Annotated in this window: 14 protein-coding genes; 9 read left to right on the top strand and 5 right to left on the bottom strand. The window is 67.0% G+C overall.

Annotation, left to right across the window (positions count from 1 at the left end; all coding sequences use genetic code 11):
- Nucleotides 1-26 precede the first annotated feature (26 nt).
- From PSEWESI4_RS01585 to ggt, 4 genes are all read left to right on the top strand, one after another.
- The gene (locus tag PSEWESI4_RS01585; protein ID WP_187669446.1) at nt 27-1,619 is read left to right on the top strand and encodes a GMC family oxidoreductase; all 1,593 of its coding nucleotides are present in this window, start codon (nt 27-29) and stop codon (nt 1,617-1,619) included.
- A gap of 346 nt (nt 1,620-1,965) precedes the next feature.
- Nucleotides 1,966-2,445, top strand: a complete 480-nt coding sequence (gene coaD, locus PSEWESI4_RS01590; RefSeq protein WP_187669447.1) for a pantetheine-phosphate adenylyltransferase — start codon at nt 1,966-1,968, stop codon at nt 2,443-2,445.
- A 112-nt stretch (nt 2,446-2,557) separates the two neighbouring features.
- The gene (locus PSEWESI4_RS01595) at nt 2,558-2,809 is read left to right on the top strand and encodes a YfhL family 4Fe-4S dicluster ferredoxin (protein ID WP_187669448.1); all 252 of its coding nucleotides are present in this window, start codon (nt 2,558-2,560) and stop codon (nt 2,807-2,809) included.
- Nucleotides 2,810-2,908: 99 nt separating this feature from the next.
- Entirely contained in the window at nt 2,909-4,639 is a 1,731-nt protein-coding gene (gene ggt / locus PSEWESI4_RS01600; RefSeq protein ID WP_187669449.1) for a gamma-glutamyltransferase, read from the top strand.
- Between the two features lie 77 nt (nt 4,640-4,716).
- Here ggt and PSEWESI4_RS01605 read toward each other — a convergent pair whose 3' ends face one another.
- From PSEWESI4_RS01605 to PSEWESI4_RS01625, 5 genes are all read right to left on the bottom strand, one after another.
- A complete protein-coding gene (locus tag PSEWESI4_RS01605; protein ID WP_235978860.1) occupies nt 4,717-6,552 on the bottom strand; it encodes a Na/Pi cotransporter family protein in 1,836 nt (611 codons plus the stop codon).
- Between the two features lie 237 nt (nt 6,553-6,789).
- A complete protein-coding gene (locus PSEWESI4_RS01610; RefSeq protein WP_187669451.1) occupies nt 6,790-7,131 on the bottom strand; it encodes a multidrug transporter in 342 nt (113 codons plus the stop codon).
- Nucleotides 7,132-7,216: 85 nt separating this feature from the next.
- Nucleotides 7,217-7,798: a lysophospholipid acyltransferase family protein gene (locus PSEWESI4_RS01615; protein ID WP_187669452.1), complete on the bottom strand. Its 582-nt coding sequence runs from the start codon at nt 7,796-7,798 to the stop codon at nt 7,217-7,219.
- Between the two features lie 106 nt (nt 7,799-7,904).
- Nucleotides 7,905-8,717 carry a bifunctional DNA-formamidopyrimidine glycosylase/DNA-(apurinic or apyrimidinic site) lyase gene (gene mutM, locus PSEWESI4_RS01620; RefSeq protein ID WP_187669453.1) on the bottom strand — a complete coding sequence of 271 codons (813 nt, stop codon included), beginning with the start codon at nt 8,715-8,717 and terminating at the stop codon, nt 7,905-7,907.
- A gap of 120 nt (nt 8,718-8,837) precedes the next feature.
- Nucleotides 8,838-9,704, bottom strand: coding sequence for an HDOD domain-containing protein (locus tag PSEWESI4_RS01625; protein ID WP_456243202.1), 867 nt, complete (start codon nt 9,702-9,704; stop codon nt 8,838-8,840).
- A gap of 549 nt (nt 9,705-10,253) precedes the next feature.
- On the opposite strand from PSEWESI4_RS01625, the gene PSEWESI4_RS01630 reads away from it, so the two are divergent.
- From PSEWESI4_RS01630 to PSEWESI4_RS01650, 5 genes are all read left to right on the top strand, one after another.
- Nucleotides 10,254-11,450 (top strand): class I SAM-dependent rRNA methyltransferase, encoded by a 1,197-nt coding sequence (locus tag PSEWESI4_RS01630; protein ID WP_187669454.1) that lies wholly within the window; start codon nt 10,254-10,256, stop codon nt 11,448-11,450.
- Nucleotides 11,451-12,033: 583 nt separating this feature from the next.
- Nucleotides 12,034-13,152, top strand: coding sequence for an ABC transporter ATP-binding protein (locus PSEWESI4_RS01635; protein ID WP_187669455.1), 1,119 nt, complete (start codon nt 12,034-12,036; stop codon nt 13,150-13,152).
- 92 nt (nt 13,153-13,244) lie between these two features.
- Entirely contained in the window at nt 13,245-14,318 is a 1,074-nt protein-coding gene (locus PSEWESI4_RS01640) for an ABC transporter substrate-binding protein (protein WP_187669456.1), read from the top strand.
- Between the two features lie 334 nt (nt 14,319-14,652).
- Nucleotides 14,653-15,882 carry an ABC transporter permease gene (locus tag PSEWESI4_RS01645; RefSeq protein WP_187669457.1) on the top strand — a complete coding sequence of 410 codons (1,230 nt, stop codon included), beginning with the start codon at nt 14,653-14,655 and terminating at the stop codon, nt 15,880-15,882.
- A gap of 104 nt (nt 15,883-15,986) precedes the next feature.
- Nucleotides 15,987-16,838, top strand: coding sequence for an ABC transporter permease (locus tag PSEWESI4_RS01650; RefSeq protein ID WP_187669458.1), 852 nt, complete (start codon nt 15,987-15,989; stop codon nt 16,836-16,838).
- Nucleotides 16,839-17,029: the final 191 nt, after the last annotated feature.

Consider the following 17,029-nt stretch of genomic DNA (forward strand, 5'->3'; position numbering starts at 1 on the left):
CCCCATAACGACAAGAGATACGCCTGATGCCTGTACCCGATCTGTTCGCCGAGGGCCTGGCCCGCGGCTGGAAGACCCATGACGGCTCGCGCCTGGAGCAGGACCTGACCCTCGAAGCCGACGTCGCCATCGTCGGCACCGGCGCCGGCGGCGGCACCACCGCCGAAATCCTCAGCGCGGCCGGCCTCAAGGTGCTGCTGATCGAGGAAGGCCCGCTGAAGACCAGCCGCGACTTCAAGCTGCAGGAACCCGAGGCCTACGCCAGCCTGTATCAGGAAGGCATCGGCCGGATGACCAAGGACGGCGCCGTCACCATCCTCCAGGGCCGCGCCGTCGGCGGCACCACGCTGGTCAACTGGACCTCCAGCTTCCGCACCCCCGACCCGACCCTCGAACACTGGGCCAGGGAGCACGGCGTGAAAGGCCATAGCCCGGCCGAGATGGCGCCGTGGTTCGAGAAGATGGAAGAACGCCTCGGCGTGGCGCCCTGGATGGTGCCGCCGAACCCCAACAACGAGGTGATCCGCGCCGGCTGCGAAAAGCTCGGCCTGCACTGGAAGGTGATCCCGCGCAACGTGCGCGGCTGCTGGAACATCGGCTATTGCGGGATGGGCTGCCCGACCAATGCCAAGCAGTCGATGCTGGTCACCACCATCCCGGCGACCCTCGACAAGGGCGGCGAACTGCTCTTCCTGGCACGCGCCGAACGCCTGCTGCTGGACGGCGACAAGGTCGCCGGCATCGAATGCCTGGCCCTCGACGAGCGCTGCGTGGCGCCGACCGGCCGCAAGATCACCGTCAAGGCGCGCCACTACGTGCTGTCCGGCGGCGGCATCAACACCCCGGCGCTGCTGCTGCGTTCCGACGCGCCGGACCCGCACGAGCGGGTCGGCAAGCGCACCTTCCTGCACCTGGTGAACTTCTCCGCCGCACTGTTCGAGCAAGTGATCAACCCCTTCTACGGCGCGCCGCAGTCGATCTACTCCGACCACTTCCAGTGGGACGACGGCACCATCGGGCGGATGTCCTACAAGCTGGAAGTCCCGCCGCTGCACCCAGCGCTGGCGAGCACCCTGCTCGGCGGCTTCGGCGAGGCCAACTCCCTGCGCATGGAACAGTTGCCGCACACCAACGTGATGCTCGCCCTGCTGCGCGACGGCTTCCACCCGGACAGCGCCGAAGGCACGGTGGAACTGCGCGGCGACGGCAGCCCGGTGCTCGACTACCGGGTCACCGACTACACCTGGGACGGCGTGCGCCGCGCCTTCCACAGCATGGCCGAGATCCAGTTCGCCGCCGGCGCCAAGGCGGTGATGCCGATGCACAGCGACGCCGGCTACGTGAAGACCCTGGCCGAAGCCAGGAAGCTGATCGACGGCCTGCCGCTGGAGCTGTACCGCACCCGCCTGGGCAGCGCCCACGTGATGGGCGGTTGCGCCATGGGCGAGGACGCGAAGCTGGCGGTCACCGACAGCCTCGGCCGCCATCACCAGTTGCAGAACCTGTCGATCCACGATGGCTCGCTGTTCCCCACCAGCATCGGCGCCAACCCGCAGTTGTCGGTCTACGGCCTCACCGCCAAACTGGCCAGCGCCCTGGCCGAACGCTTGAAAACGTAAGGTGAGTGAAGAAAACGCAGGATGGGTGAAGGAGCGCAGCGACGAAATCCATCGAGCCGTGCGATGAACAGGCCATGGAGCTGAGGTCACGCACGCTCCCTCACCCCAACCCTCTCCCGGAGGGAGAGGGAGTTAGCCCGAGTTGCCGACGGACACCGTGCGTGATCGCAGCACCGATCAGCCCCCTCTCCCCCTGGGAGAGGGCTGGGGTGAGGGGCGGCGCCAACCTCCCTCACCAACCCCCAGCATCCACCCATGAGGAAACCCCATTTCCGCCTCGGCTTGGCCGCCGCGCCTTCGCTGCGCTACCATCCGACTCCCCCAGGGACTCCGCCAGGACGTCACGATGAATCGAGTGCTTTACCCCGGTACCTTCGACCCGATCACCAAGGGTCACGGCGATCTGATCGAGCGCGCCTCGCGGTTGTTCGACACGGTGATCATCGCGGTCGCCGCCAGCCCGAAGAAGAATCCGCTGTTCCCCCTCGAACAGCGCGTGGCACTGGCCCGCGAGGTCACCAAGCATCTGCCCAACGTCGAAGTGGTCGGCTTCTCCAGCCTTCTTGCGCACTTCGTCAAGGAACAGAACGCCAACGTGCTGCTGCGCGGCCTGCGCGCGGTGTCCGACTTCGAGTACGAGTTCCAGTTGGCCAACATGAATCGCCAGTTGGCGCCGGACGTGGAAAGCATGTTCCTCACCCCGTCGGAGAAGTACTCCTTCATCTCCTCCACCCTGGTGCGCGAGATCGCCGCGCTGGGCGGCGACATCACCAAGTTCGTCCACCCGTCGGTGGCCGAGGCGCTGACCCGACGCTTCCAGAGCTGATCCGGGGTGGGCGCTGCCCGGCGGTCCGGCGTGCAAGCCGGCCGCCGATCCGGCACAATTCGCCCATGATTTCCCCATTGCCACGGTCGCCCGACCTGGCAGGAGTTGTTCGATGTCCCTGAAAATCACCGACGACTGCATCAACTGCGACGTCTGCGAACCCGAATGCCCGAACGGCGCGATCTCCCAGGGCGAGGAGATCTACGTGATCGACCCCAACCTGTGCACCGAATGCGTCGGCCACTACGACGAGCCGCAGTGCCAGCAGGTCTGCCCGGTCGACTGCATCCCGCTGGACGAAACCCACGTGGAGAGCAAGGACGAGCTGATGGAGAAATACCGCAAGCTCACCGGCAAGGCCTGAGCCCGCCATTTCTCCCGCGCACGAAGCGTCTGCAGTGCCAACGCCCGCTCCCAGCAGCATCGTCCATACTGCAACGACCCCGCCCGACCCGGACCCGCGATGAAACGCCTGCCGCTGCTGTTCCTCCTGCTGACCGCCAGTTTCGCCGCCTGGGCCACCGGGCCCGGCAAGGGCGCGGTGGCCACCGCCCACCCGGCCGCCACGGTGGCCGGCCTGGAGGCGCTGAGCAGCGGCGGTAACGCCTTCGACGCGGCGGTGGCGATCAGCGCCGCGCTGGCGGTGGCCGAACCCTACGGCTCGGGCCTCGGCGGCGGCGGTTTCTTCCTGCTGCGCCAGGCCGGCGAACCGCCGCAGTACCGCTTCATCGATGCCCGCGAACGCGCCCCGCAGGCCGCGCGCGCCGACCTTTACGTGCGCGGCGGCAAGGTCGAGCCGAGCCTGTCGCTGGACGGCGCACTGGCCGCTGCGATTCCCGGCCTGCCGGCGGCCCTCGACCACCTCTCCTCCGGCTACGGCCGGCTGTCGCTGGCCGACAACCTGGCGCCGGCGATCCGCCTGGCCCGCGACGGCATCTCGGTGGACCGGATCTACCGCGAACGCGCGCTGTGGCGCCTGGCCGCGCTGCGCGACGACCCGGAAAGCGCCCGCCTGTTCCTCGACAAGGGCCAGGTGCCGGAACAGTGGAGCCTGCTGCGCCAGCCGCACCTGGCGCGAACCCTGGAACGCATGTCGCGCTATGGCCGCAGCGGTTTCTACGCCGGCGAGACGGCGGAGAAGCTGGTCGCCGCGGTGCGCGCCGGCGGCGGCATCTGGACCCTGCGCGACCTGGCCGACTACCGGGTGGTGGAGCGCGCGCCGCTGCGCTTCCCCCTTGAAGGTGGCCGCGAGCTGATCAGCGCGCCGCCGCCCTCGGCCGGCGGCGTGGCCCTGGCGCAGAGCCTGGCGATCCTCCAGCAACTGCCCTGGCGCGAGGCCGACCGGATACAGCGCAGCCACTATGTGATCGAGACGCTGCGCCGGGTCTACCGCGACCGTGGCCTGCTCGGCGACCCGGACTTCGTCGCCAACCCGCTGGGCCAGTTGCTCGCCCCCGCCTACCTCGAGCGCCTGGCCAGCGGCATCGACCCACGGCGCGCCACGCCGAGCAGCACCCTGCCACCGGCGCCGGCCTGGCGCGAGGGCGACCACACCACCCACTTCACGGTGATCGACGCGGACGGCAACGCGGTGGCCGGCACCCTGTCGATCAACCTGCCGTTCGGCGCCGCCTTCACCGCACCCGGCACCGGCGTGCTGCTCAACAACGAGATGGACGATTTCGCCGCCGATCCGCATGGCGCCAACGCCTACGCGCTGGCCGGCAGCCAGGCCAACGTCATCGCCGGCGGCAAGCGCCCGCTGTCGAGCATGAGCCCGAGCTTCATCGAAAGCGCCGAGGTCTTCGCCAGCTTCGGCACTCCGGGCGGCAGCCGCATCCCCAGCATGGTGCTGCTCGGCATGCTCGACTACCTGGACGGCAAGGCGGTCAGCCAGTGGCCGGCGACGCCGCGCTACCACCACCAGTACCTGCCCGACGTGGTGCAGTACGAGCCGGGCACCTTCAACGTCGCCGAAGTGCAGGCTCTGGAGCAGCGCGGCCATCGCCTGGAGCGCCGGCAGCAGCGCTACGGCAACCTTCAGGTGCTGCTGTGGGACAAGCGCGGCGACCAGGTCGAAGTGGCCAGCGATCCGCGCGGGGTCGGCGAGGCGACCGTGCTGATGCCCTGGCCGGCCCCACCGGTGGATGCCCGCCCGGCGGCGCGCGTTCCCGTGCAGCCCAGGGTGCCCTGAAGGGCGAGCGAAGCGAGTCAACCAGAGAAAACAGGCCAGACCGTTATCCCCTGTAGCCTGGCCGGCCCAGATCCTCCTCACTCCACCACGATCAGCGACTCATCCCCGGCCGGCGCGCGCCGCAGGGCGCGGAGCGCTTCCTGGCCCTCGCCGAGCAGCAGCACGTTGCGCAGGCTCTGGAAGATGCGGCTGGCATAGCCCAGGTCGTTCATCAGCGAGCTGGTCTGCAAACCGTCCAGCTCGCGGGTGCGGACCATGGCGAATAGCCGCACGCGGAAGGCGGCGTCGAAGTCGGCGGCCCGCTCGTCGAGCGCCTGCAACTGCGCGCGCCAGGCCTCGTCGCTGAGCTCCGAGCGCGCCAGTTCGTGCATAGCGTGGAGCAGCGAGAGCAAGTGCCGGCGCAGCTCCACATAGGCGGTGCGCGCGGGCGACGGCTCCTGGTTCAGGTAGTGGCCGAGGTTCTTCTGCAGGTGCTTGGCGTCCTTGACCGCGTCCACCAGTTGCAGGGCGGCCAGTTGGCAATTGACCCAGAACTGCTGGTGGGCCTCGTCCAGCGTCACTTCCAGGCGCCCCATGAAGCTCAGCAGGTCGCCGTACACGCCCTTGATGTGCCGCTGGTAGAGCGTCTCGGCATCCAGCCCGCGCGGGTCCGGGCGCGCCTGCAACAGCGCCTCGTCGCCCTGGGCGCGGGCCAACTGGTCGACCGGCAGGTACAGGGCGTGGCAGATCACTTCCAGGCTCAACCGGCCGAGGTGGCGCAGTTCCTGGACCACCGCGCTGGCGGCGGCGTCCGCCGAGTCCAGCGCCCGCTCGCTGAGGTAGCGCGCCCTGGTCCGCTCGGGTTCCCGGTTGTCCGGGGCCAGTTCGGTGATCAGTACCTGCGGCTCGACGCGGTCGGGCAACAGGCGGATGAGCAGCCGCGCCAGCCCGGCCTGCCAGGGCCAGAACAGCAGCACGCCGGTGGCGTTGAACAAACTGTGGAACAGCGCCAACTGGATCAGGCTGTTGTCGCCCAGGCCGACCTGCGCGGTCAGCCACTGCACCAGCCAGGTCAGCGGCAGCAGCAGGGCCAGCGCCAGGCAGGCGGTCACCACATTGAACAGCACATGGGCGAGCGCCAGGCGCTGGCCGCTGCGGTTGCCGCCGAGCGAACCGACCACCGCCGTGCTGACGCTGCTGCCGACGTTCGAGCCGATGGCGATGGCCAGGCCCTGGCCGAGTTCCAGTTGGCCGCCGGCCAGGGCCGCCAGGGTCAGCATCAGGGTCGCGTGGCTGGATTGCAGGACCACCGTGACCAGCAGGCCGATGGCGGTGAACAGCAGCGGACCGGCGATGCCTTCGACCTGGTACTGGCTCATGTCCAGGTCGCCGCCGAAGCTGGAGAAGCCATCCTTGATCTGGTCGATGCCGAGGAAGATGAAGGCGATGCCCAGCACGATGCGCCCGGCCGCCTTGCTCTTCGGCCCGTTGAAGCCGGCCAGCACACCGAACACCAGCAGCGGCAGGGCCAGCGGGCTGAGGCTGAGGTTCTGCCCGGCCAGCGCCAGCAGCCAGATGCCGCTGGTGGCACCGAGGTTGGCGCCGAACAGGATGGCGATGCCGCCGGCCAACTGGATCAGCCCGGCGCTGATGAAAGCGATGGTGAGCAGCGAGACCAGGGTGCTGGACTGCAGCAGCATGGTGCCGCAGACGCCGAACATCAGGGCCTTGAAGGGTGTTTCCGTGCTCTTGCCGAGCAACTGTTCGAGCTTGCCGCCGGCCAGTTGGCGCAGGCCCTCTTCCAGGCACTGCATGCCGAACAGGAACAGCGCCAGGCCGGCGCAAAGCTGCAGCCAGCCGGCGCTGGACCAGAAGGACCAGGAAAGCCCCGCTCCGATCAGAACCAGAAGAATGATGCGCGAGTAGTGCTTCACGCCCTTGCCGCTCCATTGCCAGGAGCGGCAATTACACCACAGCGCGGCACTCCGGAAGGAGTCTTGTGCCCGGTCTTTTCCGGGCTCCCGCATGCGCGGGAGCGATGGGGTGGAGGGAAGCTCCGTGGCTCAACCGTCATCCCCGCGAACGCGGGGACCCAATTACGGTCACGAGCGCACACGAAAAAGCCCCTGGCGCTTGCGCACCAGGGGCTCTGGCCGGCAGGCCGGGGGAAATCAGTCGCGCTGGTAGCCGCTGGAGGTGCAGCCCAGGCAGCGCACGAAGGCTTCCTTGCCGGGATCGACCACCAGCGCCTTGCCGGCGGCGCCGATGTTGCCGCCGGCGGCGCTGAACGGCAGGCTGATGACGAACAGGCCGGCACCGATGATGGTGCCGGCGATCAGCAGCGGACGGGCGATCAGCAGGTCGCCGACCATGGCGTAGGCCGGCGGCGCTTCGACGGTGTAGAACGGGTCGCCACTGACATTCTCCTGAACCACCTGCCCGGCGTTTGCCGGCAGCGTCAGCAGGCCAGTGGTCAGAGCCAAGACAACAGCGGTTGCACGGAACAGGTTCATGGGGCGGTCCTTCGAGTGTCGGTTTTATTGGATGGCAGTGCCGGTAACTATAACAGCGCTCCGCCAGATGTCAGCGTGATGGCCTTCAATCACCGAGAAATGCGTACTGCGGCTTTTTCGGCGGAAAGTCGCGATAGAACGCCAGTATCTGCCGCAGGTCCGCGGCCTCGTCGCCGGTCGGCACGAACGGCGGGCCGATGACGATGCGCCGCCGCTCGTAGTCCAGCGCCGCCAGCACCACCGGCACGCCGGCGCCACGGGCGATGTGGTAGAAGCCCATCTTCCAGCGCTCGACCTTCTTGCGGGTGCCTTCCGGGGCGATCACCAGCATGAACTGGCGCTGCTCGCGGAACTGCTGCACGGCCTGGTCGACCACGTTCGACTGGCGGTCGCGACGGATCGGCACGCCGCCCCAGCGCTTCAGCAGATCGCCGAACGGCCAGCGGAAGATCGAATGCTTGGCGAACCAGCGGGCATTCAGGCGCAGCACGAACTTGGCGGCGATGAACAGCACGAAGTCCCAGTTGGAGGTGTGGTGGGCGCCGATCACGACGAACTTGTCGAGCGGCGGCAAGGCGCCTTCGATGCGCCAGCCCATGAGCGCCAGGATGGTGTTGCCGACCCGCTCGGCGAACGGGTTGGGCGGCAGGTAGTTGGTGTTGTCCACGTTCTTGTTCTTATAGGAGTTGGTAGAGGATTGGATTCCCGCGTGCGCGGGAATGACGGTCAACTTCGTGTCATCCCCGCGAACGCGGGGACCCAGAAAAAACAGCTCAGCGCTGGCAACGCGGGCAATACACGCTCGCGCGCTGCCCCAGCCTGATCTCCCGCAACGTGCTGCCACAGACCTTGCAGAACTCGCCGCCACGGCCGTAGACGAACAGCTCCTGCTGGAAGTAGCCGGGCTTGCCGTCGCCGCCGACGAAGTCGCGCAGGGTGGTGCCGCCGCACTCGATGGCCTGGGCGAGGATGCGCTTGATCTCTTCCGCCAGCCGCATATAGCGGGCCCGCGAGATGGAACCGGCGGGGCGGCGCGGGTCGATGCCGGCGGCGAACAGCGCCTCGCTGGCGTAGATGTTGCCGACCCCGACCACCACCGCGTTGTCCATGATGAACGGCTTGACCGCCACGTTCTTGCCGCGCGAGAGCTGGTACAGGCGCTCGCCGTCGAACAGTTCGCCAAGCGGCTCCGGGCCGAGGCGCACGAGCAGCTCGTGGTGCAGCGGGTCGTTGCTCCACAGCAGCGCGCCGAAGCGGCGTGGATCGGTGTAGCGCAGCGCCAGGCCGGACTCCAGCTCGATGTCGACGTGCTCGTGCTTGGCCGCCGGCAGCCCCTGTTCGACCAGGCGCAGGCTGCCGGACATGCCCAGGTGGCCGATCAGGGTGCCGACCTCGGCCTGGATCAGCAGGTACTTGGCGCGCCGCTCGACGGCAAGGATCAGTTGGCCGGACAGGCGCACGTCGAGGTCTTCGGGAATCGGCCAGCGCAGCCGGCGCTCGCGCACCACCACGCGGCTGACGCGCTGGCCCTTGAGGTACGGCTCGATGCCGCGGCGGGTGGTTTCGACTTCGGGTAGTTCAGGCATGGTCGTCCGGTGATGCAGTGTCAGGTGTCGGCCCCCCCCCGGGAGAGAGGTCAGGGTGCGCGGCCGATCGGGAATCCGATCCTCACCCTACCCCTCTCCCGGAGGGAGAGGGAATAGCGGTTAGTAGCGCCCCAGCTCGCGGATGCTTTCCTTGAGGTTGTCGAAGTCGTACTCGGACAGGCCGACGTACTCCAGCACCGGCTCGCGGATCGCCTCCCACTCCTGGTCGACTTCCTGGTCGCCGAGCACCCGGTAGGACTCGCAGATGTGCTCGGCCATCTTGAGAATGGCCAGCAGGTTCTTCAACTGCGCGTCGCGGCCGGAATCGTCGCTGAACAGCGACAGGCAGTTGTGGTGGCTGGCGATCGCCTCGCAGAGGTGCTGCGGCAGGTTCCACGAACGCGCGGTGTAGTAGCCGACCACCGCGTGGTTGGTGTTGAGCAGGCGGTTCTCGGTGTCGACGATGCGCCGCTCGCCGCTGGCACAGGCGTAGGACTCCTCGAGCACCGCCATGTAGTCGGGGAAGCGCTTGAGCATCAGCGGGATGCCGCAGTTGTGGAACAGGCCGAGGGTGTAGGCCTCGTCCACCGCCTCGCAGCCGACGCGCTTGGCCAGGGTCAGGCAGCTCATGGCCACGTCCTGGGCGTTGTCCCAGAAGCGGTTGAGGGTGACGATGGTCTCGTCGCTCATCTCGCCCTTGATCGACAGCGCGTTGATCATGTTGATCACCGAGCGGCTGCCCAGCAGGTTCACCGCGCGCTGGATCGAGCCGACCTTGTTGGCCAGGCCGAAATACGGCGAGTTGACGATCTTCAGCAACGCCCCGGACAGCCCCGGGTCCTGGCCGATCAGGCGGGCGATGGTCTTCAGGTCGGGGTTGGGCATGACCTGCTCCATCTGCAGGTCGACCATGATCTGTGGCTGCGGCGGCACGCTGATGCCCTGCAACACCTGTTGAATCTGTTCGGCGGAAAGTTCTGTGTTCATCACGACTGCTCGACGGTGAGCGCGCAGTCTAGCAACTGCGCGCCGATTCACCCATGGCCTGGCGAGCCGGCCGTGGGTTTCCGGACCCATCCGGCTATCGGCGTCGTGGCGGGGAAGTTGAGGGGGCAATCGTCATTCGACAAAGCGCTGGAGGCTGGACGGGGTTCTGGTCATGCACCTTCTACGTCAAGCCTTTTTTCGCGGCCATGGAACTGGGCGTCCCCGCCGTTCCTACGACGGAGTCCTGTTGTAGGAGCGCGCCATGCGCGCGATCCTCGGCAACGTAGAAGCATCGCCAGCAAGCTGGCTCCTACAACAGCGGACGAGTAGCCCGGATGCAATCCGGGAGGCTGTTTATTGGGTCCCCACGCAGGGGGATGACGGGGACGCGCGCCCAACGCCAGACCGTCATTCCCGCGCACGCGGGAATCCAATGAAAGAGCGAGAGGGCCGCCTTTTCGCCCAGCCTCCAGCCCTCCAGCGCTTTTCCCCGGCTCTTCACCCCCGCCCCTTGGTTTATAATCGCGCTCTTTTTCCGGAGCTTCCCTGATGACCCTGCCCAGCCTGCGCCTCAAAGCCAATGCCGACCGCCGCCTGCGCGCCGGCCATCTGTGGGTCTACAGCAACGAGATCGACGTCGCCGCCACGCCGCTGGCGGCTTTCCAGCCCGGTGACCAGGCGATCCTCGAAGCCGCCGGCGGCAAGCCGCTGGGCATCGTCGGCATCAGCCCGAACAACCTGATCTGCGCCCGCCTGCTGTCGCGCGACCTCAAGCACACGCTGGACAAGTCGTTGCTGGTGCATCGCCTCAACGTCGCCCTGTCCCTGCGCGAGCGGCTGTTCGACGCGCCCTGCTACCGCCTGGTGTACGGCGATTCCGACCTGCTGCCGGGGCTGGTGGTCGACCGCTTCTTCGACATCCTCGTCGTGCAACTGGCCAGCGCGACCATGGAGCGCCACAAGGACGAAGTGCTCGCCGCGCTGATCCAGGTGCTCAAGCCCAGCGGCATCCTGCTCAAGAACGACTCCGCCGCGCGCGATGCCGAGGGCCTGGAGCGCTACGTCGAGACCGTCCACGGCGACGTGCCGGAGTGGGTCGCGCTGGAAGAGAACGGCGTGAAGTTCGAGGCGCCGGTGCTGGCCGGGCAGAAGACCGGCTGGTTCTACGACCACCGCCTCAACCGCGCGCGCCTGGCGCCCTACGTCAAGGGCAAGCGGGTGCTCGACCTGTTCAGCTACATCGGCGGCTGGGGCGTGCAGGCCGCGGCGTTCGGCGCCAGCGAAGTGATGTGCGTGGACGGCTCGGCCCTGGCCCTGGACGGCGTCGAGCGCAACGCCACCCTCAACGGCGTGGCCGAGAAGCTGACCTGCGTGGAAGGCGACGTGTTCGAGGCGCTGAAGGAGCTGAAGGCCGCCGAGGAACGCTTCGACGTGGTGATCGCCGACCCGCCCGCCTTCATCAAGCGCAAGAAGGACCTGAAGAACGGCGAGGCCGCCTACCGCCGCCTCAACGAACAGGCCATGCGCCTGTTGACCAAGGACGGCATCCTGGTCAGCGCCTCCTGCTCCATGCACCTGCCGGAAGACGACCTGCAGAACATCCTGCTCGGCAGCGCCCGCCACCTCGACCGCAACATCCAGTTGCTCGAACGCGGCGGCCAGGGCCCGGACCATCCGGTACACCCGGCGATCCCCGAGACCCGCTACATCAAGAGCCTGACCTGCCGCCTGCTGCCCAATAGCTGACACGGACCGTAGGGTGGATGTCGCTTTTACATCCACCAGCCTTTTCCGGTGGAAAACGCTTCGCGGTTTTCCACCCTACGCAAGCAGCTTCTCTCCATCCTGCGAAGCCGCTTTGCGTAGCCCGGATGCAATCCGGGAAAGCCCCCGCCACGTCTCCCACGTCATGCCCGCGCACGCGGGACGGTGCTTGCATCGAACGCCCTTGGCGGCCCGAAGGGTGAGCGAAGCGAGTAATCCAGAGACAGAGCGAGACAGCCACTCCCACGCAGAGCGAGCCGCCCCGTTTGCGTGCCTCCGTCATCACACCCCGCACCAGGCTGGCGCGTTTCGCCGGCCACATCCTGCTACGTCGAGTGTTACCAACCCACCCCGAAAAACTGGGCGATCTGCCATCGTGGTCTAGGCTTTAGGAAGCCTTGGACAGTGCTGTCGCGGCTGGAGGATGTCTGGCGCGCTTCTTGCCTTACCTGTGCACTCAGACTGGTCGATCCTCCCACAAGGTGGTCACGACTGGCACGGATAGAGACACCGATCGGGTTCACCCGCCGGATCGGACAACCCTGACAACTATAAGGGGAGGGGTATGGCGGTACAGCCTGGGGACAAACCGTTCCTGCAATTCACCAACGTGAAGAAGACCTACGACCACAAGACCCTGGTGGTGAAGGACTTCAACCTGGATGTGGCCAAGGGCGAGTTCATCACCCTGCTCGGCCCCTCCGGTTCCGGGAAAACCACCTGCCTGATGATGCTCGCCGGCTTCGAGGACGTGACCAGCGGCGAGATCCTGATCAACGGCCGCCAGGTCACCAGCATCGCGCCCTACCAGCGCAACATCGGCATGGTGTTCCAGCAGTACGCGCTGTTCCCGCACATGACCATCCGCGAGAACCTCGCCTACCCGTTGAAGATCCGCAAGAAGTCCAAGGAAGAGATCCGCGCCAAGGTCAACGAGTACCTGGCCCTGGTCGAACTGCAGGCCTTCGGCAACCGCTATCCGGCGCAGCTCTCCGGCGGCCAGCGGCAGCGCGTGGCGCTGGCCCGCGCGCTGATCTTCGCCCCCGACATCGTGCTGATGGACGAACCGCTCGGCGCCCTGGACAAGAAGCTGCGCGAGCAGATGCAGTTCGAGATCAAGCGCCTGCACGACCAGCTCGGTTTCACGGTGATCTACGTCACCCACGACCAGACCGAGGCGCTGACCATGTCCGACCGCATCGCCGTGTTCAACCACGGCATCGTCCAGCAGTGCGCGCCGCCCCACGTGCTCTACGAGCGCCCGGCCAACCTGTTCGTCGCCGACTTCATCGGCGAGAGCAACAAGCTCAAGGGCACCATCGAGGCAGTCGGCGACGAGCGGGTCGACGTGCGCCTCGACGACGGCGGCCTGGTCAGCGTCCTGAAGGCCAACCGTACCGAGGTCGGCCAGGCGACCACGGTGTCCATCCGCCCGGAGAAGCTCACCTTCACCGACCGCCTGGGCAGCGCCGGCAACCAGATCAGGGCGCGCTTCGTCACCAGCCACTACGTCGGCGAGTACATCCGCTACCACTTCGAGACCGCCGACGGCACCGAACTGGTGGTGAAGAACATGAACGACAGCTCGGCACCGCAGCTCGACCCGCAGGAGGAAATCTCCCTGGCCTGGCTGCCGCAGGACAGCCAGGCACTGGACCGGCACGACTCGCCGCAGCCGGCCTGAGACCCCGCTCGCGATCTCTCGCCCGACGCGCGGCGGATCGTGGACAGGCGCCAAGAAGGATCACCACCAACAAGAGGCAACGGAGCACAACAATGGCTAGATCACTGACCACAAGCGTTTCCGCATTCGCCCTGACCGCTGCGCTGGCCATGGCATCCTTTCACGCCAGCGCCCAGGATTCGCTGACCGTGGTGTCCTGGGGCGGCGCCTACGGGGCGGCGCAGAAGAAACACGTCATCGACCCCTACCAGAAGGACAGCGGGGTCAAGGTGCTGTTCGAGGACTACTCCGGCGGTGTCGCCGAGATCAAGGCCCAGGTCGAGTCCGGCAACATCCAGTGGGACGTGGTCGACTTCGAGGTAATCGACCTCGAGCGCGCCTGCTCCGAAGGCCTGCTGGAAGAAATCCCGCGCGACATCCTGCCGCCCGGCGTGGATGGCACCCCGGCCGAGCAGGACTTCATCCCCGAAGCCCTGGCCAGCGAGTGCGCCATCGGCAACATCGTCTGGTCGGTGGTGTTCGCCTACAACGAGCGGACCATCGGCGGCACCAAGGCCGCGACCCTCACCGACTTCTTCGACACCGCCAAGATCCCCGGCAAGCGCGCCCTGCGCAAACGTCCGCAGGTGAACCTGGAATGGGCGCTGATCGCCGACGGCGTACCGCCGGCCGAGGTCTACGAGGTGCTGGCCACGCCGGAAGGCCAGCAACGCGCTTTCGACAAGCTGGCGACCCTCAAGAAGGACATCGTCTGGTTCGACTCCTGGTCGCAGGCGCCGCAACTGCTCAACGACGGCGGCGCGGTGCTGGTGCAATCGGCCAACGGCCGCTTCTACGACGCCATCCGCCAGGAGAAGAAGCCCTTCGTGATCGTCTGGGACGGCCATGTCTACGACCTCGACGCCTGGGCCATCGTCAAGGGCTCGCCGAAGAAGGACCTGGCCCTCAAGTTCATCGCCTACGCCACCGGTTCCAAGCCACTGGCGGGCATGCCGGACGTGGCCTACGGCCCGACCCGCAAGTCCTCCACGCCGCTGATGGACCAGACCGCCGCGCCGCACCTGCCGACCGCGCACCTGGATAAAGGCATCCAGGCCGGCTCGGAGTTCTGGGCCGACCACGGCGAGGCCCTCGGCGAGAAGTTCAACGAGTGGCTGCTGAACTAAGCGCCTGCTCCACCCTGCACCTCGTGTGCGGGGTGGAGCCCCATGTTGTCCAGGAGTTCCAAGGGCCTCTTGGCACTACTGAGCGACCGCGACGGAGCCTGTTTTTGCGCGGGGCTAGGCGCGAGGAGAGAGGTTTGGTTATTCCAAATGAACGACGAGTAACGACGCACCGCGCAAAAACAGGCCCGTCCCTTCGGGTTGCGCGGCAAATGGCGCCATGCGTCGGGCAAGGGAACGACCATTCCCTGCGTCCCGCGCCTGCGGAACGCCGCCCGGCCATGGCGCCATTTGGCGCGGCAACGCGGTTCGCGAAGTAGTGTCAAGAGGCTCTAACATGTCATCCCTGACTTCCAGCGAAGCCGGCCAGGCCGCCAGCGCCCGGCGCAAGAAACGCCTGACCGCCTTCCTTTTCGTGGTCCCCCTGCTGGTCTTCATCCTGCTGACCTTCGTCGCGCCGATCGGCAGCATGCTGTGGCGCAGCGTGCACCATCCCACCGTGGTCGAGCTGATCCCGCGCACCATCGAACAGTTGCAGCGCTGGGACGAGCACGGCCTGCCGGACCAGGCCACCCTGACCGTGTTCGCCGAGGAACTGCACGGCCTGGCCAAGACACGGCAGTCCGGCAAGCTGGCCGAGGAGCTCAATCGCGCCTTCACCGGCATGTCCAGCGTGGTCAAGACCACCGCCCGCCAGGTAGGCCGCCTGGACCCGGAACAGCTTGACGAACAGGGCGCCGAGACCCTGCTCAAGACCCATCGCAACTGGTCGCGCAGCGAGGTCTGGTACGCCATCAAGCGCGCCGGCAAGGCCTACACCTACGACTACTACCTGACCGCCCTGGACCTGGAACCGCACCCGGACGAAGGCATCAAGGAACGCAGTACGCAGATCTACCAGAAGCTGTACAGCAAGACCCTGAACATGGCGCTGGTGATCACCCTGCTCTGCGCCCTGCTCGGCTACCCGTTGTCCTATTACCTGGCCAACCTGCCGGAGAACCGCGCCAACCTGCTGCTGGTGATGGTGCTGCTGCCGTTCTGGACCTCGCTGCTGGTGCGCACCACCGCGTGGATCGCGCTGTTGCAGACCAACGGGGTGATCAACTCGTTCCTGATCGGCACCGGGGCGATCAACCAGCCGTTCGAGATGCTCTACACCTCGTTCGCCACCGTGCTGGCCATGACCCACATCCTGCTGCCGTTCATGGTCCTGCCGCTGTACAGCGTGATGCGCGGCATCGACCCCAGCTACCTGCGCGCGGCCCTGTCGCTCGGCGCCCGGCCGATCCCGGCCTTCGCCCGCATCTACTTCCCGATGACCCTGCCGGGGCTGAGCGCCGGCGCGCTGCTGGTGTTCATCATCTCCGTCGGCTACTACATCACCCCGGCGCTGGTCGGCGGCACCGACGGGCAGATGATCAGCAACATCATCGCCTTCCACATGCAGTCGTCGAACAACTGGGAGCTGGCCGCCGCGCTGGGCTCGCTGCTGCTGGCGCTGATCCTGATCCTCTACTGGGTGTACGACCGTTTCGTCGGCGCCAGCAATATCAAGTTGGGATGATATTGAGCGGCAAGCTTCGAGCCACAAGCTTCAAGCCAGAGCCGCTCCGCCTTTGCTCTTACTTGTAGCTTGCGGCTTACAGGTATTTTTCAGGACGACACGCTATGAAAACTCCCGCCTACTACGGTTTCTGGCACCACCTGGGGAGCTGGCTGCTGAAGGCCAGTTCCTGGCTGGTGCTGCTGTTCCTGATCCTGCCGATCCTGGTGATCGTGCCGCTGTCGTTCAACACCGAGCCGTTCTTCAGCTTCACCGAGGGCATGCTCACCCTGCAGCCGGAAGCCTACTCGCTGCGCTGGTACGACCAGGTGTTCACCGACCCGCGCTGGATCCTGGCGATCAAGAACAGCTTCATCATCGGCATCTTCGCCACCGCGCTGGCCACCGTGCTGGGCACCTGCGCGGCGGTGGGCCTGGCCCGGGACGAGATGCCCTTCCGGCGCTTCATCACCGCCCTGCTGCTGTCGCCGATGATCGTGCCGCTGATCATCACCGCCGCCGGGATGTTCTTCTTCTATTCCGACTTCGGCCTGGCCGGCACCTACCTGGGCGTGATCATCGCCCACGCGGCGCTGGGCACGCCGTTCGTGATCATCACCGTCACCGCCACCCTGGCGGGCTTCGACTACTCGCTGGTGCGCGCCGCCCTGAACCTGGGCGCCACGCCGCTGCGGGTGTTCTTCGACGTGATCATGCCGCTGATCCGGCCAGGGGTGATCTCCGGCGCGCTGTTCGCCTTCATCACCTCCTTCGACGAGGTGGTGGTCATCCTGTTCATGGCCGGGCCCCAGCAGCGCACCATCCCCCGGCAGATGTTCTCGGGCCTGCGCGAGCAGATCAACCCGAGCATCCTCGCCGTGGCGACCCTGCTGATCCTCGTCTCCATCGCCCTGCTGGTGACCCTCGAACTGCTCCGCCGCCGCGCCGAACGACTACGCCTGGAGCCCGCCGAATAACCCACGCATACCCCGTAGGGTGCGCCGCGCGCACCGATCCAGGGCCGACACCTACGTTCCAGGCGAAACACCGTGCTCGCCCCAGGGTAAACGGTGCGCGCGGCGCACCCTACAAAAGCCGGCCCGCTTGCTCGTTCGGCCCTCCAGCCTCCAGCGCTTTTCCCCGGCTTTTCGCCACCCACCAACCCACC

It is taken from the genome of Zestomonas carbonaria (genome assembly GCF_904061905.1).
Classification (GTDB): Bacteria; Pseudomonadota; Gammaproteobacteria; order Pseudomonadales; family Pseudomonadaceae; genus Aquipseudomonas; species Aquipseudomonas carbonaria.